The organism is Acinetobacter sp. UBA991, assembly GCF_002292065.1.
Lineage (GTDB): Bacteria > Pseudomonadota > Gammaproteobacteria > Pseudomonadales > Moraxellaceae > Acinetobacter > Acinetobacter higginsii.
Map to the genome: position 1 here is coordinate 1 of NZ_DBBF01000027.1, position 23,032 is coordinate 23,032.

Consider the following 23,032-nt stretch of genomic DNA (forward strand, 5'->3'; position numbering starts at 1 on the left):
ATTTCGTGATGTAGAAATTCGCGCACCACGTGGTACAAAGCTCAATGCAAAAAGCTGGTTAACAGAAGCACCGTTACGCATGCTGATGAACAACCTTGACCCTGATGTTGCAGAGAATCCAAAAGAGCTTGTTGTTTACGGTGGTATCGGTCGTGCTGCACGTAACTGGGAATGTTTTGACAAGATCGTTGAAACGCTAAAGAATTTAGAAACTGATGAAACCTTGTTGGTTCAATCTGGTAAGCCTGTGGGTGTGTTTAAAACCCATAAAGATGCACCGCGTGTTTTGATTGCAAACTCGAATCTTGTTCCACATTGGGGAACGTGGGAGCATTTCAATGAATTGGATGCGAAAGGTTTGGCAATGTATGGTCAGATGACAGCGGGTTCTTGGATTTATATTGGTAGCCAAGGCATTGTGCAAGGCACTTACGAAACGTTTGTAGAAGCAGGTCGCCAACACTATAACGGTGATTTGACAGGTCGTTGGGTCTTGACTGCTGGTTTAGGTGGTATGGGCGGTGCACAACCTTTAGCTGCAACATTGGCAGGCGCATGCTCACTCAATATCGAATGCCAACAAACCAGTATCGATTTCCGTTTACGTACGCGTTATGTCGATGAGCAAGCCACTGATTTAGATGATGCTTTGGCGCGTATTGAAAAATATACCAAAGAAGGTAAGGCTGTTTCGATTGCATTACATGGCAATGCAGCAGAAATCTTACCTGAATTAGTCCGTCGTGGCGTACATCCAGACATGGTGACTGACCAAACCAGCGCACATGACCCATTAAATGGTTATTTACCAATTGGCTGGACATGGGAAGAGTACCGTCAGCGCGCTAAAACTGAGCCAGAAGTTGTGGTTAAAGCAGCGAAACAGTCGATGGCGCAGCATGTTCAAGCGATGCTGGATTTCCAGAAAATGGGTGTTCCAACTTTTGACTATGGCAACAACATCCGTCAAATGGCACAAGATGAAGGCGTAGCAAATGCCTTTGATTTCCCTGGCTTCGTTCCTGCTTATATTCGTCCATTGTTCTGTCGTGGTGTTGGTCCATTCCGTTGGGCTGCACTTTCAGGTGATCCAGAAGATATCTATAAGACAGATGCCAAAGTAAAAGAACTCATTCCAGATGATGAACATTTACATCGCTGGTTAGATATGGCGCGTGAACGTATTAGCTTCCAAGGTTTACCAGCGCGTATTTGCTGGGTCGGCTTAGGTTTACGTGCAAAACTCGGTTTGGCATTTAATGAAATGGTTCGTAGTGGTGAACTTTCAGCACCTATCGTGATTGGTCGTGACCATCTGGATTCAGGTTCAGTGTCTAGTCCAAACCGTGAAACAGAATCAATGAAAGATGGTTCAGATGCCGTATCTGACTGGCCGTTATTGAATGCCTTGTTGAATACTGCTGGCGGTGCGACTTGGGTGTCATTACATCACGGCGGTGGTGTAGGTATGGGCTTCTCTCAACACTCAGGTGTGGTGATCGTATGTGATGGTACAGATGAGGCAGCAGCACGTATTGCACGTGTATTGACCAATGACCCTGCAACAGGGGTAATGCGTCATGCTGATGCAGGTTATGACATTGCGATTGATTGTGCCAAAGAGCAAGGCTTGAACTTGCCGATGATCACACAATAAACAGACAAGGACATTACGATGCTTTTTGCAATTGTGTAAGCGGCATCGTAAGCGAACAATAGAGTGCAAAACAGGACGCCAATAATGGAACTTCTAATTCAACCCGGCAAACTTAGCTTAGCAGATCTGCGCCACGCTTATTTAAATCCAATCAAAGTGAAACTCGATGACAGCGCTTCTGCTGGCATCAATGCGAGTGTTGCTTGTGTCGAACAAATCGTCAACGAAGGCCGTACTGCTTACGGGATCAATACGGGTTTTGGTTTACTTGCATCAACTAAAATTGCACCAGAAGACCTAGAGCAATTACAGCGTTCTTTGGTGCTATCACACGCTGCTGGCGTGGGCGAGCCGCTTGATGATGCGATGGTTCGTCTGATTATGTTGCTTAAAGCAAATAGTTTGGCACGTGGCTTTTCGGGGATTCGCCGTAAAGTAATTGATGCCATTTTGGCGTTGATCAATGCAGAAGTTTATCCGCATATTCCATTAAAAGGTTCTGTTGGTGCTTCAGGTGACTTGGCACCACTGGCACACATGTCTTTGGTGTTATTAGGCGAAAGCAAAGCGCGTTATAAAGGTGAATGGTTACCAGCGGTTGAAGCACTTAAAATTGCGGGTTTAGAGCCAATTTCTTTAGCTGCGAAAGAAGGTTTAGCACTTTTAAACGGGACACAAGTTTCTACAGCATACGCATTACGTGGTTTGTTTGAGGCAGAAGATTTATTTGCTGCTGCAACGGTGTGTGGTGGTTTAAGTGTTGAAGCCATGCTGGGTTCTCGGGCACCATTCGATGCACGTATTCATGAAGTTCGCGGTCAACGTGGTCAAATTGATGTTGCTGCTGCATATCGTGACTTACTGACTGAATCGAGTGAAATTTCTCATTCACATGAGGACTGTAGCAAGGTTCAAGACCCATACTCACTGCGTTGCCAACCTCAGGTGATGGGTGCTTGCTTGACTCAAATTCGTCAAGCCGCAGAAGTGTTAGCAATTGAATCAAATGCGGTATCTGATAACCCATTAGTCTTTGCTGCTGAAGGTGATGTAATTTCAGGTGGTAACTTCCATGCTGAACCAGTGGCTATGGCTGCGGATAACCTTGCATTGGCAATTGCCGAAATTGGTTCACTGTCTGAACGTCGTATTTCGATGATGATGGACCGTCATATGTCACAATTGCCGCCATTCTTGGTTGCCAATGGTGGGGTCAATTCAGGCTTCATGATTGCTCAAGTAACAGCCGCTGCGTTAGCAAGTGACAATAAAGCACTTGCACATCCTGCCAGTGTTGATAGTTTACCGACCTCTGCAAATCAGGAAGACCATGTTTCTATGGCGCCGAATGCGGGCAAACGTTTGTGGTATATGGCTGACAACGTTCGCGGCATTCTTGCAGTTGAGTGGTTAGGGGCATGTCAGGGTCTTGATTTCCGTGAAGGTTTGAAGAGTTCTCCAAAACTTGAGCGTGCGCGTAAAGTGCTGCGTGACCAAGTGCCTTATTACAGTGAAGATCGTTTCTTTGCGCCAGATATTGAGCAAGCGAGTGAATTGCTTGCAAGTGGCTGCTTGAACGAATTACTCATTCCACAGCTATTACCGAGTTTGTCTGAAGTGTGATCAATAAATCGGTCACATGGAGTGGCCGAATCTAACTAAATTTCCTCAAGGATTGGAGATTATAATGTCACAACACTCCACATTACAGCGGGGGTTAAACACCCGCCATATTCGTTTTTTGGCATTGGGTTCAGCCATTGGGACAGGACTCTTTTACGGTTCGGCAACAGCCATCAAAATGGCAGGTCCGTCTGTATTAATCGCATATATCGTTGCAGGGATTGCAATTTATATCGTGATGCGCGCATTGGGTGAGATGGCTGTACATAACCCAGTATCGGGTTCATTCAGTCACTATGCCTCACAATATATTGGTCCACTTGCAGGTTTTACCACAGGCTGGACCTACGTTTTTGAAATGATCATTGTGGCTTTGGCCGATGTCACCGCCTTCGGGATTTATATGGGGTTCTGGTACCCCGATGTGCCGCGCTGGATCTGGATTCTGTCGCTGATTATGTTCCTTGGGGCAATTAACCTGATTCATGTCAAAGTCTTTGGTGAACTGGAATTCTGGCTTTCAATTGTCAAAGTGACGGCGATTGTTGCGATGATTGTCGGTGGTTTAGGTTTAATGTTCTATGGCTTCCATGCGGATCATAGTGGTTTTACCACTGGCATTCAAAACTTATGGATTCACGATGGCTTTATGCCAAATGGTATTGCTGGTTTAGTTGCCTGTTTATCTGTGGTGGTATTCGCTTTTGGTGGGATTGAAATTATCGGGATTACCGCAGGTGAGTCGCAAGACCCGAAAACCTCGATTCCTAAAGCAATTAATGCGGTGCCAGTACGTATTCTGTTGTTCTATGTCATGACGATTTTTGTATTGATGTCGATTTTTCCATGGAATCAAATTGGTAGCCAAGGCAGTCCATTTGTACAGATCTTTGAAAATCTTGGGATTGGATCTGCGGCAACCGTTCTCAATATCGTGGTGATTACCGCGGCGATCTCTGCGATCAATAGTGATGTATTTGGTGCTGGACGTATGCTGTATGGCATGTCGAATCGTGGACAAGCACCGCAAGTATTCCAAAAAATCTCCAAAAATGGTGTGCCTTGGATGACAGTTGTGGTGATGGCAGGGGTGTTATTGATCGGCGTATTGCTGAACTATCTGATTCCTGAAAATGTATTCATCATTATTGCTTCAATTGCGACTTTTGCTACGGTTTGGGTGTGGTTGATGATTTTAATTGCTCAAGTTGCGATGCGTCGTAAGTTGTCTAAAGCAGAAATCAAAGCCCTCGATTTCCCAGTGATTGGCTGGCCGTATGCACCTGCATTTGCAATTGCGTTCATGTTGTTTATCTTGGCGATGATGGGCTATTTCCCAGACTCACGACCTGCAATTTATGTTGGCGCAACCTGGTTAGTTTTACTTTGGATTGCTTATACCATTTGGGTGAAGCCCAAGCAAAACACGGTAAAAGAAAATCAAAGCATGCAACAAAATATCGAAATGGAAAGTTAAATATCAAGCTGCTCAGGTGTCATCCCGCCTGAGCAGTGAGAGGAACTGTGAATGAAAAAGCTTTGGAAAAACTGTCATATCGCCACCATGCAAAATGGGCAATATTCCAGTATTGAACATGCTGCAATGGTCACTTCAGGGCAGCATATCCACTGGATTGGAACATTTGAAGATCTTCCTGCCGATGCTTATTCCGAAACCATCGATTTGAATGGCGCATGGGTCACACCGGGTTTGATTGATTGTCATACCCATAGCGTGTTTGGTGGCAACCGTAGTGTTGAGTTTGAAAAACGCCTGCAAGGTGCTAGCTATGCTGAGATCGCAGCTAGCGGTGGCGGGATTGCCAGTACGGTTCGTGCCACGCGTGAAGCGAGTGAACAAGAGTTGCTTGCATCAGCTTTGAAACGAGTTCGCTGCTTGCTTAAAGATGGTGTCACCACTATTGAGATTAAGTCAGGTTACGGTCTGGACTATGCTAATGAGCGGAAAATGCTGCGTGTGATTCGTCAGATTGCAGATACTTTGCCGATGACAGTTCGCAGTACCTGCTTAGCAGCACATGCTTTACCGCCTGAGTATCAAGATCAAAGTGATGCTTATATCGAGCATATCTGCAATGACATGCTGCCAAAACTACATCAAGAAGGTTTGGTTGATGCAGTCGATGCCTTTTGTGAATATTTGGCATTTTCGCCAGCTCAAGTCGAACGTCTATTTAAAACAGCGCAGTCTTTAAATCTACCGATCAAGTTACACGCTGAGCAACTGTCTGCATTGGGTGGATCGAGTTTGGCGGCACGTTATCATGCCTTATCGGCAGATCATTTAGAGTTTATGACTGAGGATGATGTTAAGGCGATGGCTGCTGCTGGAACGGTGGCGGTGTTATTACCGGGCGCATTCTATTTCTTGAGAGAAACCAAATATCCACCTTTAGACAGTTTGCATCAACATGGGGTACGCATTGCACTATCCAGTGATTTAAATCCAGGCACATCACCAGCCTTATCTTTACGGTTAATGATGAATATGGGGAGTACCTTATTCCGTCTAACACCTGAACAGACTTTGGCGGGTGTGACGACGCATGCGGCACATGCATTGGGTTTACAAGAGACTCACGGCACTTTAGAGACTGGTAAAGTTGCAGACTTTATTGCGTGGGATATTGAGCATCCATCCGAGATTGTTTACTGGTTGGGTGGCGATTTACCGAAGCGGATTATTCAGCATGGCAATGAAATCTCAATCTAACAGCGAAGCTCATTTTTAAAGGACGCTAGACATAATGAATCATTCATTTACATGGCAGGGGCGTAAAGATGGTGAGGGTGCTGAACACTTAAGGATTCACCAAGTCGTCAATACCACACCACGAGCTGATTATGCCTTGATTGGCTTTAGCTCGGATGAGGGCGTTAAGCGTAACAAAGGGCGCTTGGGTGCAGCAGATGCACCTGACAGTATTCGTGCGCAATTGGCTAATTTACCTGTGCATCAACCAGTCACGATTACCGATATTGGCACAGTGGTATGTGACGGCTCCAAACTGGAACAAGCACAGGCTGAATTGGCTGAACAAGTTGAAAGAAGCCTCAAACAGGGCATGAAGCCGATTGTGTTAGGCGGTGGCCATGAGGTGGCTTTTGGTAGCTTCTCAGGTCTGTTTCAATATCTGCAAAATCATGAGCCGAATAAGAAGATCGGCATCATCAATTTCGATGCACATTTCGACTTGCGTGAAGCTGAACAGGTGACTTCTGGCACACCTTTTTTAAATGCAGCAAAACTGTCTGAACAGCATCAACAAGAATTTAATTATTTGTGCATTGGCGTAGCGAAACATTCAAACACCAAGGTTTTATTTGAAACCGCAGATCGGCTGAATTGTACTTATATTTACGATTATGAGTTGCAGCAACAAAATGTTGAAACTTTAATCGAAAAGTTGACAGCTTTTACCGGAAAAGTTGACTATTTGTATATTACAGTTGATCTTGATGTATTTAGTGCTAGCATTGCGCCAGGTGTAAGCGCACCTGCGGTTAAAGGGATTGATTTATCCGTCTTTGACCCATTACTAGAGGCCATTAAGGAAACCGGAAAGATTAAAGTTTTTGATGTGGCGGAATGTAATCCACGGTTTGATTTGGATAGTAGAACTGCCAAATTAGCCGCTTATATAATTTTTAACTACATATTTGATTGATGGATCATGTGAATTCATCAAAAGGTTAAAACATGTCTAATTTATCTTATGTCTCTCAAAATGACGGTCCATGGGCAACTTATCTTGAACAGATCGAGCGTGTTGCTCCATATCTAGATGGTTTAGAAGACTATGTGGACACATTGAAGCGCCCAAAACGTGCTTTGATTGTCGACGTGCCAATTGTTATGGACGATGGCACAATTCGTCATTTTGAAGGTTATCGTGTACAACACAACTTGTCACGTGGTCCGGGTAAAGGCGGTATTCGCTATCACCCAGATGTAGATTTAAATGAAGTAATGGCTCTTTCAGCATGGATGACAATTAAAACTGCGGTGGTAAATTTACCATTCGGCGGTGCAAAAGGTGGCATTCGTGTTGATCCGCGTCAACTTTCACCACGTGAATTAGAACGTTTAACACGTCGTTATACCAGTGAAATCAGCCATATCATTGGCCCACAAAAAGATATCCCTGCCCCAGACGTGGGGACTAATCCAAACGTAATGGGTTGGATCATGGATACCTATTCATCTGGTCAAGGTCATACGGTGACGGGTGTTGTAACAGGTAAACCGGTACACCTCGGTGGTTCTCTTGGTCGTATTAAAGCAACAGGCCGTGGTGTATTTATCACAGGTCAACAAGTTGCTGAAAAAATCAAATTACCTTTAGACGGTGCGAAAATTGCGGTTCAAGGTTTTGGTAACGTCGGTAGCGAAGCTGCATATTTGTTTGCAGACTCGAAATCGATCATCGTGACGATTCAAGATCACACAGGTACGATTTTCAACCCTGAAGGGATCGATCTTGCTGCATTAAAAACTCACATGGAAACTCACCAAGGTGTGGGTGGCTTTGCTGGTGCGCAAGTGATCAGTGATGAAGAGTTCTGGAATGTAGAGATGGATATTTTGATCCCTGCTGCATTGGAAAGCCAAATCACAGTTGAACGTGCTCAAAAATTAACTGCGAAGTTAGTGCTTGAAGGCGCGAACGGCCCAACATTCCCTGAAGCGGATGATGTTTTGGTTCAACGTGGTATTACGGTTGTTCCTGACGTGATCTGTAATGCGGGTGGTGTAACCGTATCTTACTTCGAATGGGTTCAAGATATGTCGAGCTACTTCTGGTCTGAAGAAGAAATTAATGAAAGACTGGATAAGTTGATGATTCAAGCCATTAACGATGTATGGCACAAATCAAGCGAAAAAGAATGTACTTTACGTACAGCAGCCTTCATTTTAGGTTGTGAGCGTATCTTAAAAGCACGTAAAGAGCGTGGTATTTTCCCAGGCTAATTTTAGCTGTGCTTTTGAAACGACCTTAAGGTGTAAACTTTAAGGTCGTTTTTTATTGCTGAATCAATCCAGAAAGAAATCTTTTTGTAGCTGGGTGTTGCCACTGACACAGGCATACTGAGCGAAATCAGTGATCCCGATCCGTGCCAGTGCTTGTTCATCTGTGAGGCTTTGTCCCGTTAGTTCACCTTTGACCGTACTGTAAATTGCAAAAGCAGCGTCCGCCATGATCTCCGGTTTACGACTCAATTGACGCGTATTTTCCTCACCTAGGTTCTTCGAAACTGCTGCTGTAGCGATATAGGTTTCAGGCCATAGCGTATTACAGGAAATACCATAGTGACGGAACTCTTCTGCCATACCTAGCGTCAGAATCGTCATACCATATTTAGATAAGGCATAAGGCGAGAGCATACCCAACCATTTTGGTGACATATTTACAGGTGGCGATAAGCTTAAAATATGCGGATCTTTTGCTTGTTTGAGATAGGGTAAAGCGGCCTGTGCACAAATAAAGGTTGCACGGTGGTTAATGGTTTGGATCAGGTCATATTGTTTTAATGAAGTGGCTTCGACACCTGTGAGTGCAATCGCACCTGCATTATTTATTAATACATCAATACCACCAAAGTTCTTGGCTGCTTGTTGCATGGCAGCATGAATCTGCTGTTCATCTCGTACATCTAACAGTAAGGGCAGTGCTTTGCCACCAGCAGCTTCAATTTCTTCGGCGACGCTATAAATTGTGCCTGTTAATTTTGCTGTTTCCACTTCAGTTTTTGCCGCAATAACAACATTTGCCCCAGCTTGTGCTGCTTTCAGCGCGATGGCTCGGCCAATTCCGCGGCTGCCACCAGTAATAAAAATGGTTTTTCCTTGCATATTACTCATGTCAATGTCCTATATTCGAGTTGTTATAAAAGCTGATTTAAATCATAAACGGATGTGAAAATTTTTCTGGATTGTATAGCTGTCGTTGTTTGGCAATCTCAACAATGCGATGGCGTAACTGACGTTTGATTACAGCATAGGTCAGACGATGCTTTTGTGACATCTCCTCAGCAAACTTAAATACCTCTGTATTTAATGATTCGGCAGGATGAATCTGATGGACCACTTGTGCGTCTAAGCACTCAATCCCTGTCATGGATTTTCCTGTTAAGGACATCTCCCAGATCGCATGTTGATTGGGAAGGAGTTGCACAATTTCTGCAATACAGTCAGTAAAAGGAATGGTCAGTTTGACTTCGGGGAAGCAAAAGCGTCCCTTATCTGCCCGCATCAAGCGGAAGTCACATGCAGATGCCAAGATTGCACCACCTGCATAAGCATTGCCATTAATCTCAGCAATCACTGGTATGTTGAGTAAGGCCAAACGCAGTAGCATATTTTCCAGTTCTAAGGTAAAAGCTTTTTTATCTTGCATGGATTGCTGCATTAACCAAGCGAGGTCTAAGCCATTGCAAAATGTTTTAGGATGGTCGCTTTGAATGACTAGGCAAGCATTATGCGAATGACGCTCGATTTCATCAAAGATCTCGATATATTCATTTAGCACATCTTGATTTAAGACATTGTCCTGATCGCCATTGGTTAATGTCAAAACATAAATGGACTGCTGTTGATCAAGCCTCATGGTGGTCATTGAAGCGCTTCCTCATTCTGCGATGGTTGATTGATTGCAGTCATTATTTCGAATAAAACACTCGCACAATAGGTGTGACTATGCCATATTGATGATCATTTTAGGACAGTGGATGTGCGATGCGAGATCCTTTTGGATTGTTTCAAGAAACCATCTCGGTTTCTTATGCACATTTATTATTAGAAATTGTGCATGATTATACCATTGATATTGAAACAGTTTTATCTGGCACAGGATTGGTGCTGGCAGAAATGAAACAAGCTGATGCCAAAATGAGTGCCCATCAATGGTCAAAGCTGGTGGTGAATGCTTTAAGGCTGACGGGGAATCCACGGCTTGGGATTGAATATGGTTTTAAATTACGTCCCACTTCGCATGGAGCCTTAGGTTTTGCATTTCTGAGCTGTACGGATGTTGAAACTGCATTAACGTTGTGCCAGCAGTATTTCTGTACACGAATCCAAAACTTTACCCCTGAATCGTATATTGATGAAGACTTTGTCTATGTTTATTTGGATGGTGTACATCCTGTTAAATTTGGCAATGAGCAGCAATCTGATCAATTACGGCAGTTTATGATTGAAAGTTTGCTCTTTGGGGCGATTCATTTTTTAGCTTTGTTTTCTGAAAAAATTGTTGAACGTTGTGAGGTCTTTGTTGATTGGGCCGATGCACAGAATTATAAACGTATCGATTTATCTCAGATCAAGATTCATTTTAATCAGCAACGCAATGGCCTACGCTTCCCCAAGCAATATCTGCATTGTAAAAATCCAAATGCAGATCAAGTCGCATTCCAACAGGCATTATTGTATTGCGAAAATGACAAATTGAAGTTACTCAAAGAATCGACGCGCGACCTGCAGAAAAGCATTCGTTCTGAGTTGTTGTATCGAGCTGGCAATACTTATCCGACATTAGCGTTGATTGCACAGCGGTTGAATATGTCTGAACGAACCATCAAACGACATTTACAAGCACAAGGGACCACTTTCTTGCAGATTTTAGCTGAGGTACGTTTTAGTCAAGCCAAGAAGTTACTGCAACAGCCACAATATAGTATTCAGGATATTGCAGCTCTGGTGGGTTATGAAGAAGCCACAAATTTTATTCGCGCCTTTAAAAAGATGTTTGGGGAAACACCGAGTCAGTATCGGAAAGGCTATTTGTCCAAGGCCGATTCATCCGACATCGCCAACTGAACCGTTACAATAAAAAGTTCTAGCGAATGCTGAATCTGTTCTGTCCATTCAAAGGAACAATTCATACGAATAAAATGTTGATGTGAGGGCAACACATTAAATAAAGGGCTTGGCGCAACTCCGATCTGATGTTGAATCAGCTGCTCATAGATTTGCATACTGCTGACTTTGTCTGGTAACTGAATCCAGAGAAAATAGCCACTTGGATAGTTATAGACCTTACAGTCTTTCGGTAGATGTTGTTTGAGATATTGAAAGAATTGTTTTTTATTCTTTTCCAGAGCCCGTCTAAGCGTTCTTAGATGCTTTTCATAATGATGATGGGAGAGAAACTCCACCAGCGCATTCTGGATCAGCGCATTGGCTGAAATGGTGCTCATCAATTGCAAATGCTGAATATGTTCGGAAAATTTGCCAGCATAGACCCATCCCATACGGAACCCCGAACCCAAGGTTTTGGAAAAAGAAGAGCAGTGCAACACCAGATTTTGCTGATCGAAATACTTCATGGGTAACGGCTTTTGATTGCCGTAAAACAGTTCTTCATAAACATCATCTTCGATCAAATGAATTTGATGTTCATGCAACAGCTTGGCAATTTTATATTTGATCTCATCGCTGACGGTAAAGCCAATCGGGTTATGTGCGTTCAACATGAACCAGCAGACTTTGATCGGATAGTTTTTAATGACTTGTTCAAAAGCTTCAATATCAAAGCCATGTTGTGGATGTTCTGGGAGGGTAATCACCTTGAGTCCCAAACGTTCAGCTGCCTGCCATGCGCCATAGAAGATGGTTTGCTGCAATAAAATATAATCGCCTGGTTGAGTAATCGCTTGCAGGGAGAGATTTAAAGCTTCTAAACCACCAGATGTAATGACAATGTCATCTGCATCGGTTGGAATCCCTTGCATACAATAGCGTTGCGCGATGAGTTTTCTGAGGGCTAAATTTCCAGGCGGCAGGTTGGTGGTCTGATCATAACTATGGCGATTGCGGGAAAGTTGCCCCATGATCTGAATCAGTTTGGGTGGATAGAGTAACTGACTATCTGGAAATGCAGAACCTAGTGGGCTGACCTGTTTGGATTGAATCGACTTCAGGTATTTAAACACCAAGGAGTTAATTTCAATTTTGGGGTTTAAAGAGACCACCGAATAAGCTTGTGGAATTTGGATATTATTTTGCTCAGCGACAAAATAACCTGACTTTTCTTTTGAATAAATCAATCCTTGCGCTTCCAGTTCTTGGTAAGCGTTCATTACGGTAATTAAGCTAAACCCTGATCGTTGCACTTGCTCACGTAAAGAAGGAAGTTTGCTGTGCGGTTGCCATGATCCATTTTCAATGAGAAGTTTCAGGTTGTGCGCTAATTGTTCTGATTTATACATAAAGTAAAGTGAATCCATCTTGATGGAACAGCTTGGTATGCAAGCTGCTCCATCTCTTTTTTAATAAGCAAACATCAATAACAGTCTAAATAGGCCTGCAATGATGGCGAGTGCAAAAAATCCAAGTAACCACAGTATTATAAACCATTGAGTTTGGCTTAAATGCAGAGATTTAATTTTCATGCAAAGCTGCTCCTTAGTGATAACCCGTATCTCCAACCCGTACTTTATCTCTAAACACCCAGTACGACAGGATGGTATAGGCGATAATGATTGGGATGAGAATTACTGCACCAACCAGTGCAAATTTCTGGCTAGAATGCGGTGCGGCCGCTTCCCAAATCGTGACCGATGGTGGAATGATATTCGGCCAAAGGCTGATCACAAATCCAGTAAAGGCCAAGAACACGAGTGCCAAGGTATAGATAAAAGGTTTAAAGTCCTGACGCTCTTTACAAGCTTTTAAAATCAAGAATGTAAACAGTAGTACTAAGATGGGCACAGGACTAAAATACAGCAGATTCGGCAAGGCAAACCAACGCGCTGCAATTTCAGGATGGGTCAGTGGGGTATAGAGACTGACACCTGCAAAAACCACAAATAGCAGCATGATCAGTTTAGGCATCAGTGCATACATCTGATCTCGTAGCTCATGGTCGGTTTTCATAATCAACCAGCCACAACCGAGCGCTGCATACATGGCAACTACACCCAACCCGGTAAATAAGGCGAAAGGAGTGAACCAATCTAAACCTGAACCAGAGAAAATACCATTGGTGGTTTGGATGCCTTGAATATAAGCGCCTAAAATCACGCCTTGCAGAAAGCTGGATAGAATTGAACCCCAAATAAAGGCCTGATCCCATAAATGCTTGGTGCGATTGGCCTTAAAACGAAACTCAAAGGCAACACCACGAAAAATCAGTGCAATTACCATCAGGGTAATCGGCATATATAAGGCTGAAAGAACGGTTGAATAGACCAATGGGAAGGCCGCAAACAAACCTGCACCACCAAGCACCATCCATGTTTCATTACCATCCCAGACCGGTGCGACAGTATTCATCATCACATCACGTTCTTCACGGCTTTTGATGAAAGGGAACAGAATGCCAATACCGAGATCAAAACCATCCAAAATGACATAGATCAATACACCAAGACCGATAATGCCGACCCAAATCAGAGATAAATCAATCATGGCGGTTCTCCTCTTTGGTCTGGTCTTGTTGGTCAATGCTTTCATCGACCGCACTTAATGGACGCATTGGGGTCTTGAAGTGACCATGGCCAGCTGGCTCAAGATCAATCGCTTCAATAAATTCAGGACCTTTTTTCAATAGTTTCAGCATGTAGTAAATACCGCTACCAAACACGATGGCATAGACCACCACGAAAATGATCAAACTGATACCGACTTGATCGGCAGTCACGGTATGCGACAAACCATCTTTGGTACGCATCACCCCATAAATTACCCAAGGTTGACGGCCAACTTCGGTCGTCACCCATCCCGCCAGTAAGGCGACATAGCCTGTAGGCCCCATGACAAAAGCGAATTTATGAAACCAAGATGATCCATAAAGCTTGCCTTTTTTACGCAGCCATAAGGCAACGAAAGAGAGCAGTACCATTAACATGCCAAGTCCGACCATGACACGGAAACTCCAAAACACAATGGTTGAGTTTGGTCGGTCTTCTGGGGCGAAGTCTTTTAAGCCTTTGACTGTACCATCCATAGAATGAGTCAAAATCAGACTGCCTAGATTTGGAATCGCAATTGCGTATTTGGTACGTTCTTCTTGCATATCTGGAATGCCAAATAAGTACAGTGGCATTCCTTCATCATAATTGGTCTCCCAATGACCTTCCATTGCGGCCAATTTTGCCGGCTGATGCTTCAAGGTATTTAAGCCATGATTATCACCAATCACCACTTGCAAGCAGGAAGTGACCAGCACCATCCAAAGCCCCATTGAAAATGATTTTTTGATCAGTTCATCACGACGCCCTTTGATCAGATGCCATGCAGCAGTACCCACCACCAGTAAGGAAGACACTAAAAATGCTGCAGCGGCCATATGCGCAAAGCGATAAGGGAAGGAGGGATTAAATACGATCGCCCACCAATCGGTTGGCACAATAATACCATTCTCGATTGCAAAACCTTGCGGCGTCTGCATCCAACTGTTGGAGGATAGAATCCAGAACATGGAAATACAGGTGCCGATGGCAACCATCAAGGTGGCAAAGAAATGGGCTTTGGGGCTGACTCGTCCCCAACCGAACAGCATGATGCCCAAGAAGCCCGCTTCTAAGAAGAAAGCACTCAATACTTCATAAGTGAGCAAAGGGCCAGTTACGCTTCCCGCAATACGGGAAAATTCACTCCAGTTGGTACCAAACTGGTAGCTCATCACCACGCCAGATACCACACCCATCCCAAAGGCCACCGCAAAGATTTTGATCCAGAATTTGAATAAATCTTTATAAATGGGGTTTTGAGTACGTAGCCATTTCCATTCCAGCATGGCAAGAAAACAGGCGAGACCAATCGAGGTGGCGGGAAAGATAATGTGAAATGAAACAGTAAATGCAAACTGTATTCGGGCTAATTCTAAAGCAGTGAGACCGAGATCCATATATCCTCTCCTATAACAGACCAGCAAAAGCAGTCGCTAGGAAAATGTGAAAGAATGGACTTAAATGTTTGAAAATAAGCAGAACCTGAAAAAGCTGCGGTTTGGATATTTAAAAGCGATTTAAGTTTTATTCATCATCTAATCTTCTGTTGTATATGAGTAGGTACAATTTCTTTTTGTTTTTTTATAACAGATGGGGTGTCCATAAATGATCTGTTATATTTTTTTAGCGAAACTCTGTAGCTATTCAGTTGTTTGTACCTGATTCAAAATAGCATCAAGCAACGATGCAGTGTGTTAAATATTGATCAAGCATTGTAAGTCGTTTGAATGACACTAATTCGGACTGAATGGCGTATGACTATGTTTATCACGAAAGAACTTAATGCGTTGACTCAGCTTTTTCAAAGTAAAGTGCCTTCGCAAGCAGTACAACAACAGCTAAGTCTTGAATATGTAAATCTTGAAGCAACCTTATTAAGAGGCAAGGTATTGAGAGATTTTTCTAAGGAGAAGGTCGCTTATATTGCTCAAGCTGAAATAGTGGAAAATGACAATAATCTCGCCTATTTATTTGCAACATTTATGATTGCCAATTTAAATCAGCCAGTGATTTATACCACGCCAGTCTCGTCCTCTGTACTTAAGATATTGAATCAATACTATCAAGCCGATAAAAGCGTCAATCTTAAAATCGAAGATGTGATTCATAGCCTCAAGCTATATATCGAGCTGGTCGATGATGCAAAAGCAGAGCAAGATTTTCTGTTCCGTTGTTTAGTCAAGGCACTGTGTCGTACAGATGTTTTTCATATTTTTTTGGTCACGCATTTATCCTTAGATCAGCAACAGATTCAGATCCTAGAAGAGTATTTTGATGTAAAAATTGATGTGATTGATGCTGATCGTAGGCCAAGCATGCTCAATGATGAATTGATTAATACGCGCAAGCTGCTATTTAAAAACAAAGATGAAGCACACAAAAGCTTATGTACTTTGTTTTCCAGTCTTAATGCAAATCTAGTCGCGAAGATTGGTCAGTTTAGCCCAGCCCAAGCGGCTCATTTAATCGAGGATATGTTCTATTCGGAACATATTTTTGAAAAGTTATCGGTCTATGCCGAATACATGCAAACCCGTATTCAAAATGGCGCTAGTTTTAAGGCTTTATCCACCATGTAATTGTTATGAATTAAGTTTTAGTCTTTCAATAGGAGCAGAGCTCATGTCTCAACAGCAATCAAAATTCCCATACCTTGCGGTTGGAATCAGTATTTTATTGGGGTGTTTATTCTTAGTCTTTTTCTTTCTGGCTGTGAGTAATCAACCCGATTATATGCCATCGCAACAGAAGCAGAATGCTGCCCATGTACAATCAACAGTTCAAGCGAATAAATAACTGATATTTTTCTTATCCGAAGCTTGTTTTTTTCTCTCTTACTGGTGATTTTGAGCACTTGCCAGTAAGTTTTTTTTATTTTGGGCTTGGTTGTAATTGTTAAAATCAAGAGAGATTTTAACGCTCTAATTGATCGAATGAGACAAATCAAGAATAGAAAAGAAGCACAATTCATGTTAATCCTATCTGTAGTAAATGTTAAAAAATAGCTCAGATGAGGGCAACATGATGGATAACTCAGAACAAACCATTCATAAGCAAGAAAATACCAGTTTTGCCAGAATTGAACCCTATACCCAACCCGCAGGTGGATGGGGCGCATTACTGAGTGTCGCCCGAAACCTAAAAAGGCAAGATATTTTAAAAAAAGGTTCAATCACCTTACTCAATATTAATCAGCCGACTGGTTTTGACTGTCCGGGCTGTGCATGGCCTGAGAAGAAAGATGCGCATGCCTTTAACTTCTGTGAAAACGGTGCCAAGGCTGTGGCTTTCGAAGCAACCAGTAAAACGGTAACACCTGAATTTTTTGCACAGCATACCGTGAGCTGGCTCGCTGAACAGAATGATTTCTATCTGGAAGATTTAGGTCGTTTAACTGACCCGATGCGTTATGACCCAGTCTCGGATAAATATGTACCGATTTCTTGGGATGAAGCTTTTCAGTTAATTGCCAAACATCTACAGGCGCTTGATCATCCTGATCAAGCGGCATTTTATACCTCTGGTCGTGCCAGCAATGAAGCGGCTTTTTTGTACCAATTATTTGTCCGCAGCTTCGGGACCAATAATTTTCCAGACTGTTCCAATATGTGCCACGAAACCACCAGTGTTGGCTTAAAAGATGCGATTGGTTTGGGTAAGGGCACGGTCATTTTGGATGATTTCGATCAAGCAGATGCTATTTTTAGCTTTGGGCATAATCCAGGCACCAATCATCCACGGATGTTGGCAACCTTAAGAGAGGTTTCGCGTCGTGGGGGTAATATTGTTGCCATTAATCCTATTAAAGAGCGTGGTTTAGAGCGTTTTCAAGACCCACAAGCGCCGCTAGAAATGATGACCAATGGCAGTACTCCAATCAGCCGTTATTATTTCCAGCCCAAAATTGGAGGGGATTATGCCCTGATGTTTGGGGTGATGAAGCATTTACTGGAATGGGATAAAAAGGCACTTGCGAAAGGGAAAGCAAGCGTTTTTGATCGTAGCTTCATTGAAATGAATACCATTGGTTTTGATGAGATGCTGGCGGAGATAAATCGTACTGAATGGTCTGAAATTCATAAACATACTGGACTTTCACCTGAGCATTTAGAATCGATTGCCAAGATGTATCTGGATGCAAAAACGGCTATTTTTTGTTGGGGGATGGGTATTACCCAACACCGTCATGGTACAGCCAATATTCATATGTTGGCGAACTTGATGCTGGCACGAGGACATATTGGTCGTCCAGGGGCTGGTCTTTGTCCAGTGCGTGGGCACAGTAATGTGCAAGGCGACCGAACCATGGGAATTAATGAAAACCCAAGTGATGCCTTGCTAGATAGTATTGATCGGGTATTTGGCATCAAGTCACCGCGTAAACATGGTTTTGGTGTGGTGGATACCATTAAGGCGATGTATGAAGGTGATGTAAAAGTCTTTATTGGTTTGGGCGGAAACTTTGCGGTCGCAACGCCTGATACACCTTATACCCAAGAAGCGTTACGCCGTTGTAACTTAACCGTTAACATTACCACCAAGTTGAATCGTAGCCATCTGGTCTGTGGCAAAGATGCGTTGATGCTACCTTGCTTAGGGCGTACCGAAGTAGATATGCAAGTGCATGGCGCACAAGCAATTTCGGTGGAAGATTCGATGTCGAATGTGCATCTTTCAGCAGGACGTAATCCACCGATCTCTGAAAATATCTTGTCTGAACCTGATATTGTGGCGCGTATGGCAGAAGCAGCATTGCCTGAAAGTAAGGTGAAATGGCGTTGGTATATCGAAAGTTATGACCGTATCCGTGATTCGATTGCCGATGTTTTTGATGAATTTCATGATTTCAATCAACGGGTCTATCAACCAAGTGGTTTCCATTTGGAGCATCCTGCCAATCAGCATGTCTGGAATACACCAAGTGGTAAAGCCCAGTTCTTGATTACACCACTGGCCGAAGTTTACGAAGATAAAGAAAATCAATATGCGGCTGCTTATAGTGAACAGCAGGTGTATACCTTGATGACCACTCGTTCGCATGACCAGTACAACACCACGTTATATGGTTTGGATGACCGTTATCGCGGTGTATTCGGGCAACGCCGTGTGTTGTTTATGAATCAAACCGATATTGATGCAGCAGGCTTTGAAGCAGACCAATGGGTTGATATTGAGAGTGTATTCTCGGATGGTGTGAAACGGATTGTACATAGTTTCCGTATCGTACCGTATAACATTCCACAAGGTAGTCTGGCGGCTTATTATCCAGAAACCAATCCCTTAGTGGCTTTGGGTAGCCATGACAAATACGCCAAAATTCCGGCGTCTAAAAGCATCCCTGTGATTTTGCATGCAGGTAATGCACCAGCACATTTTAATTTGAATGTTGAAGTTGACCCTGAGCATGCCAATGAACGCGTCAGTAGTGCATAACGGATAGGAATCTATTTTTTTCGAATCAGTGATGCAAATGAGGTAAGTGTGGACACAAAAACACGAGGTTATGAAACGATGCAAGTGCATCGTTTCCATCGCGAGATTTCTGAAAATGAACTGGATTATATTGTTCAGGAGTATCCTGTTGCCTTAATTTATAATGGTATTTCGCATGCCGTCATGATGGCAACACCATCGGATCTAGAGGTCTTTGCCAAAGGCTTTAGTCTCTCGGAAGGAATATTACAAAATTTAAGCGAGCTGTATTCACTCGATATTCGTCAAAATGAACTGGGGGTTGAAGTGGATATGACTATTTCATCCCGTGCTTTCATGGCTCTAAAAGCACATCGACGTATGATGGTTGGGCGTACAGGTTGTGGCTTATGTGGTATTGAAAGTCTAAAGCAACTCTATGCAAATCTACCAGCGGTCAGTACCCATATTTCTTCAACATGGTTAAGCCAAATTCCAAATGCAATTGCCCAATTAAAAGTCAGACAAAAAATCAGTGAGCTCACTGGTGGAGCACACGCTGCAGCATGGGTGGTGAAAGGGCAGATCGTAGCATTATTTGAAGATGTTGGTCGGCATAATGCCTTGGATAAATTATTGGGCTACTTGGCTGAACAGAAAATGGATGTGGCGGAGGGTTTTGTGGTGATGACCAGCCGTGCCAGTTATGAGTTGATCCGTAAATGTGTGCAATCCAATATTGCTCTATTGGCGACCATTTCTGCACCCACCAGTATGGCCATTGAGATGGCAAAACAATTAAATCTCACCTTAGCCAGTTTTTGTCGCGGTGAGAGCTTTGTTTTATATACCGAATAATGGTAAAAATTTGTGATTAGGTCGATATCTAATGCATTGATTTGTGTAGGATATGAGCATTAAGTTTTTTATTCTAAAATATTATGAATACACCTTTAAGACCTCAGCCTGTAATCAATAATCTTTCAGGTGAGAATGCATTATTTATTGTGCTTGGAATCAATAGCAATCCTGATCATTCAGGGGTAATTGATTTTCTTGCGAATTTTTCCGCATTGGTACGCAGTCTGACCAATCGTTTTCCGAATAGTAATTTTAGTGCCTCTGTAGGGATTGGTTCGAATGCCTGGGACTTACTGTTTCCTGAGTTAAATAAACCGAAAGAGCTTGCGCCATTTCAGGAAATCAAAGGGCCAAAATATACCGCCGTTGCAACAGCTGGGGATTTGTTTTTTCATATTCGCGCCAATCAAATGGCGATCTGCTATGAACTTGCCTCGATTTTGCATGAGCAACTCAAAGAGGATACCTATCCAATTAGCGAGACCAAAGGCTTTCGTTACTTTGATGGTCGTGCCATTCTTGGTTTTGTGGATGGTACAGAGAATCCTGAGCATGAAATTGCCAAAGAAATTGCCTATGTCGGTTCAGAAGATGCTGAGTTCTTAGGTGGCAGTTATGTATTTATTCAAAAGTATTTACATAATATGGAAATGTGGAAGGGCTTAACTACAGAAGAACAGGAAAAAGTGATTGGTCGAAAGAAATATGATGATGTCGAGCTGGGCGATGACGTTAAACCGCAAAGTGCACATAATGTCGCAAGTAAGGCACATGATGCGGACGGGAACGAACTTAAAATTTTAAGAGCCAATATGCCATTTTCCAATCCAACAGAAGGGGAGTATGGCACCTTCTTTATTGGCTATTCACGTTCTTTTAATATCACCAAAACTATGCTTGAGAATATGTTCTTGGGTAAAGAAACTGGACATGTCGATCGTTTACTTGATTTTAGTACCGCAGTTTCGGGCAGCTTATTTTTTGTACCAACCTTTGATTTTCTCGAAGATTTAGGCGAGTAAGGATGATCCGCTGAAATGAATGCGTTTATTTCAGCGGGAAATTGTTTATGGGGAAATCAGATATTGCTGTAATAGGACACGGAACTGATCTGGGATACGACCTGATTTTTGCGTGCTGAAATCGAAATACACTTGAACCGCTTTGCCACGTGCAACACAGTGCTCATTTTGCCAAGCTTCATGCGCCACAATAAAAGAAGAATTGCCGATATGCTCAATCCATGTTTTGACCTCGATATCAGCGCCGTAATAGATTTGTGCAACAAAATCGACTTCCACCCGAGCGAGAATCAAAGGCAGATTTTTGATTTCCATACTTGGGTTGAATAAGCGAAAAACAGGTTCACGTGCAGTTTCAAACCAGCCTGTAATGACAGTATTGTTGATATGTCCAAAAGCATCAGTTTCATAGAATCTGGGTGTAATCGAAAGTGTAAACATAGATCAACTGTTATTTTTCATTTAAAGCTCAATACTATAAGGGCTGAATATGTAAAAATCAGCCCCAATAACAGACTTAAGCGTTTATGAATGCTGAGATAGCCCACCACCTAAAGCTTTATACAATTCAATCTGATTATTCAACTTGCTTTGTTCAAGCATCAGTAAGCCTTGTTGTGCTGCATAAGCAGAACGTTGTGCATCCAACACGGTCAGATAACTATCAATCCCCGCTCTAAATCGAGCCGTAGATAATTTATAAGTGGTCTCAGTGGCAGAGACCAAACGACGTTGTGCTGCTAAACGCTCGTCAATATGGGCATGTGCAGCCAACGCATCATTGACCTCACGAAAAGCGGATTGAATGGCTTTTTCATAATCTGCCAGTGCAATTTGTTGTTCAGTTTCTGAAATTTTAATATTGGCTTTACGCGTCCCCCAATCGAAAATAGGCAGGTCGATACTTGGCCCAATTGACCAAGAAAAACCACCTGATTTAAATAAATCTTTAAGATCTGTCGATGCATAGCCAACTGGACCTGTCAGGCTAATCGTAGGGAACATACGTGCTTTGGCTGCACCAATATTGGCTCCAGCAGCACGTAATTGATATTCAGCAGCTTTCAGATCTGGGCGGTTATTCAGTAAATCACTACTTAAGCCCGTTGCCAAGCTGCGTTCAACACTAATCGTTTTTACGGCTTGATTCGGCAGGAGATTTTGAGGAACCGATTGACCAGCCAATAGATCCAGTAAGTTTTGTGCTTGTGCCACTTGAGTCTTATAGGCGGCAACATCATTTCTTGCAGTTTCAACCGATATCTGTGCTTGACGCAGCGGAACCTCGCTATCAATTCCGACATCAAAACGTTTTTTATTCAGATGATAGGAATCGAGCTGTGCTTTTAAGGTCTGCTCAGCCAGATTTAAATTGGCTTTTGCATAGGCATAATCTAACCAAGCTTGTGAGACTTGGCCGACTAAACTGATCTGTGAGGCTTCTCTTGCACTCTGGGTTGCAAAGTAATTATTTAAGGCCACATCTTTTAAGCTTTTGACTCGGCCCCAAAAATCCAGTTCATAAGCCGTCATTCCTAGTCCAACTTGAAAAGTTGAATAAGGATTGTTTGGGTTCGCAGATGGATTCACCTGTCGAACAGCACTGCCATTTGCTCCAATAGTAGGTAACTGGTCATTTTTACTGATCTGATATTGCTGTTGTGCACGCTGAATATTGAGTGTTGCAGTACGTAAATCACGGTTGTTATTTAAGCTGATTTCAATCACTTGTAATAGGCGTGTGTCGGCAAAGAACTGTTTATAGCCCTGAGTTGCAATTGAGTTGCCTGTGTTTGCGAGGGCAAAATTTTGTGGAATATCCGATTTGATCGCAGGTTTTGGTGCCTGCAGATTCATACATGCGGTTAAGGCAATCGAAAGTGTAGAGACAAGCAGGCCACGAGATAAGACAGTCGCTTTAGACATGGTCTTCTCCAAATAAGATGAGGATAAATACTGAGGAGGAGTCAGAGGAAACCCA

The 23,032-nt window shown here is 42.9% G+C and carries 20 protein-coding genes; 12 read left to right on the top strand and 8 right to left on the bottom strand.

All coding sequences use genetic code 11. The features are described from left to right. From hutU to B2727_RS10840, 6 genes are all read left to right on the top strand, one after another. The coding region (gene hutU, locus B2727_RS10815; protein ID WP_291349011.1) for a urocanate hydratase at positions 1–1,657 on the top strand (1,657 nt) is incomplete at its 5' end. A gap of 84 nt (positions 1,658–1,741) precedes the next feature. Beyond that, positions 1,742–3,280, top strand: coding sequence for a histidine ammonia-lyase (gene hutH, locus B2727_RS10820; RefSeq protein WP_004806245.1), 1,539 nt, complete (start codon positions 1,742–1,744; stop codon positions 3,278–3,280). A gap of 64 nt (positions 3,281–3,344) precedes the next feature. Then, the gene (locus B2727_RS10825; protein ID WP_004806247.1) at positions 3,345–4,757 is read left to right on the top strand and encodes an amino acid permease; all 1,413 of its coding nucleotides are present in this window, start codon (positions 3,345–3,347) and stop codon (positions 4,755–4,757) included. A 51-nt stretch (positions 4,758–4,808) separates the two neighbouring features. Continuing rightward, on the top strand, positions 4,809–6,014 hold the full coding sequence (gene hutI / locus B2727_RS10830; RefSeq protein WP_033134061.1) for an imidazolonepropionase: 1,206 nt from the start codon (positions 4,809–4,811) through the stop codon (positions 6,012–6,014). Between the two features lie 34 nt (positions 6,015–6,048). Then, positions 6,049–6,969 carry a formimidoylglutamase gene (gene hutG, locus B2727_RS10835; RefSeq protein ID WP_005204519.1) on the top strand — a complete coding sequence of 307 codons (921 nt, stop codon included), beginning with the start codon at positions 6,049–6,051 and terminating at the stop codon, positions 6,967–6,969. Between the two features lie 32 nt (positions 6,970–7,001). Next, positions 7,002–8,273 (top strand): Glu/Leu/Phe/Val family dehydrogenase, encoded by a 1,272-nt coding sequence (locus tag B2727_RS10840; protein ID WP_004654197.1) that lies wholly within the window; start codon positions 7,002–7,004, stop codon positions 8,271–8,273. Between the two features lie 63 nt (positions 8,274–8,336). Here the strand turns inward: B2727_RS10840 and B2727_RS10845 are convergent, their stop codons facing one another. Together B2727_RS10845 and B2727_RS10850 are read right to left on the bottom strand one after the other, a co-directional pair. Then, positions 8,337–9,164 (bottom strand): SDR family oxidoreductase, encoded by an 828-nt coding sequence (locus tag B2727_RS10845; protein WP_033134060.1) that lies wholly within the window; start codon positions 9,162–9,164, stop codon positions 8,337–8,339. Between the two features lie 37 nt (positions 9,165–9,201). Then, on the bottom strand, positions 9,202–9,918 hold the full coding sequence (locus B2727_RS10850; protein ID WP_033134059.1) for an enoyl-CoA hydratase/isomerase family protein: 717 nt from the start codon (positions 9,916–9,918) through the stop codon (positions 9,202–9,204). Between the two features lie 119 nt (positions 9,919–10,037). Here B2727_RS10850 and B2727_RS10855 point away from each other — a divergent pair, with 119 nt between their 5' ends. Beyond that, positions 10,038–11,120 carry a helix-turn-helix transcriptional regulator gene (locus tag B2727_RS10855; protein ID WP_033134058.1) on the top strand — a complete coding sequence of 361 codons (1,083 nt, stop codon included), beginning with the start codon at positions 10,038–10,040 and terminating at the stop codon, positions 11,118–11,120. On the opposite strand, the gene B2727_RS10860 is transcribed toward B2727_RS10855, so the two are convergent. Genes B2727_RS10860 through B2727_RS10875 form a run of 4 tightly spaced genes read right to left on the bottom strand, consistent with a single transcriptional unit; the run spans position 11,081 to position 15,153 of the window. Next, positions 11,081–12,511, bottom strand: coding sequence for a PLP-dependent aminotransferase family protein (locus B2727_RS10860; protein WP_033134072.1), 1,431 nt, complete (start codon positions 12,509–12,511; stop codon positions 11,081–11,083). The genes B2727_RS10855 and B2727_RS10860 overlap by 40 nt on opposite strands. 60 nt (positions 12,512–12,571) lie before the next feature. Beyond that, positions 12,572–12,694: a hypothetical protein gene (locus B2727_RS10865; protein WP_004654187.1), complete on the bottom strand. Its 123-nt coding sequence runs from the start codon at positions 12,692–12,694 to the stop codon at positions 12,572–12,574. A gap of 13 nt (positions 12,695–12,707) precedes the next feature. Then, on the bottom strand, positions 12,708–13,712 hold the full coding sequence (gene cydB / locus B2727_RS10870; protein ID WP_004806263.1) for a cytochrome d ubiquinol oxidase subunit II: 1,005 nt from the start codon (positions 13,710–13,712) through the stop codon (positions 12,708–12,710). Continuing rightward, entirely contained in the window at positions 13,705–15,153 is a 1,449-nt protein-coding gene (locus B2727_RS10875) for a cytochrome ubiquinol oxidase subunit I (protein ID WP_033134057.1), read from the bottom strand. The genes cydB and B2727_RS10875 overlap by 8 nt, the downstream gene beginning before the upstream one ends. Before the next feature lie 363 nt (positions 15,154–15,516). Here B2727_RS10875 and B2727_RS10880 point away from each other — a divergent pair, with 363 nt between their 5' ends. From B2727_RS10880 to B2727_RS10900, 5 genes are all read left to right on the top strand, one after another. Continuing rightward, on the top strand, positions 15,517–16,335 hold the full coding sequence (locus B2727_RS10880; RefSeq protein WP_201772400.1) for a hypothetical protein: 819 nt from the start codon (positions 15,517–15,519) through the stop codon (positions 16,333–16,335). Positions 16,336–16,378: 43 nt separating this feature from the next. Next, on the top strand, positions 16,379–16,552 hold the full coding sequence (locus tag B2727_RS10885; RefSeq protein ID WP_016164067.1) for a cbb3-type cytochrome oxidase assembly protein: 174 nt from the start codon (positions 16,379–16,381) through the stop codon (positions 16,550–16,552). Positions 16,553–16,780: 228 nt separating this feature from the next. After that, positions 16,781–19,189 carry an FdhF/YdeP family oxidoreductase gene (locus tag B2727_RS10890; protein ID WP_162180592.1) on the top strand — a complete coding sequence of 803 codons (2,409 nt, stop codon included), beginning with the start codon at positions 16,781–16,783 and terminating at the stop codon, positions 19,187–19,189. Positions 19,190–19,237: 48 nt separating this feature from the next. Continuing rightward, positions 19,238–20,026: a formate dehydrogenase accessory sulfurtransferase FdhD gene (gene fdhD / locus B2727_RS10895; RefSeq protein ID WP_033134055.1), complete on the top strand. Its 789-nt coding sequence runs from the start codon at positions 19,238–19,240 to the stop codon at positions 20,024–20,026. 83 nt (positions 20,027–20,109) lie between these two features. Then, entirely contained in the window at positions 20,110–21,051 is a 942-nt protein-coding gene (locus B2727_RS10900) for a Dyp-type peroxidase (protein ID WP_033134054.1), read from the top strand. A 45-nt stretch (positions 21,052–21,096) separates the two neighbouring features. On the opposite strand, the gene B2727_RS10905 is transcribed toward B2727_RS10900, so the two are convergent. Both B2727_RS10905 and adeC read right to left on the bottom strand, forming a co-directional pair. Then, on the bottom strand, positions 21,097–21,492 hold the full coding sequence (locus B2727_RS10905; RefSeq protein WP_033134053.1) for an acyl-CoA thioesterase: 396 nt from the start codon (positions 21,490–21,492) through the stop codon (positions 21,097–21,099). Positions 21,493–21,576: 84 nt separating this feature from the next. After that, positions 21,577–22,977 carry an AdeC/AdeK/OprM family multidrug efflux complex outer membrane factor gene (gene adeC, locus B2727_RS10910; protein WP_033134052.1) on the bottom strand — a complete coding sequence of 467 codons (1,401 nt, stop codon included), beginning with the start codon at positions 22,975–22,977 and terminating at the stop codon, positions 21,577–21,579. Positions 22,978–23,032: the final 55 nt, after the last annotated feature.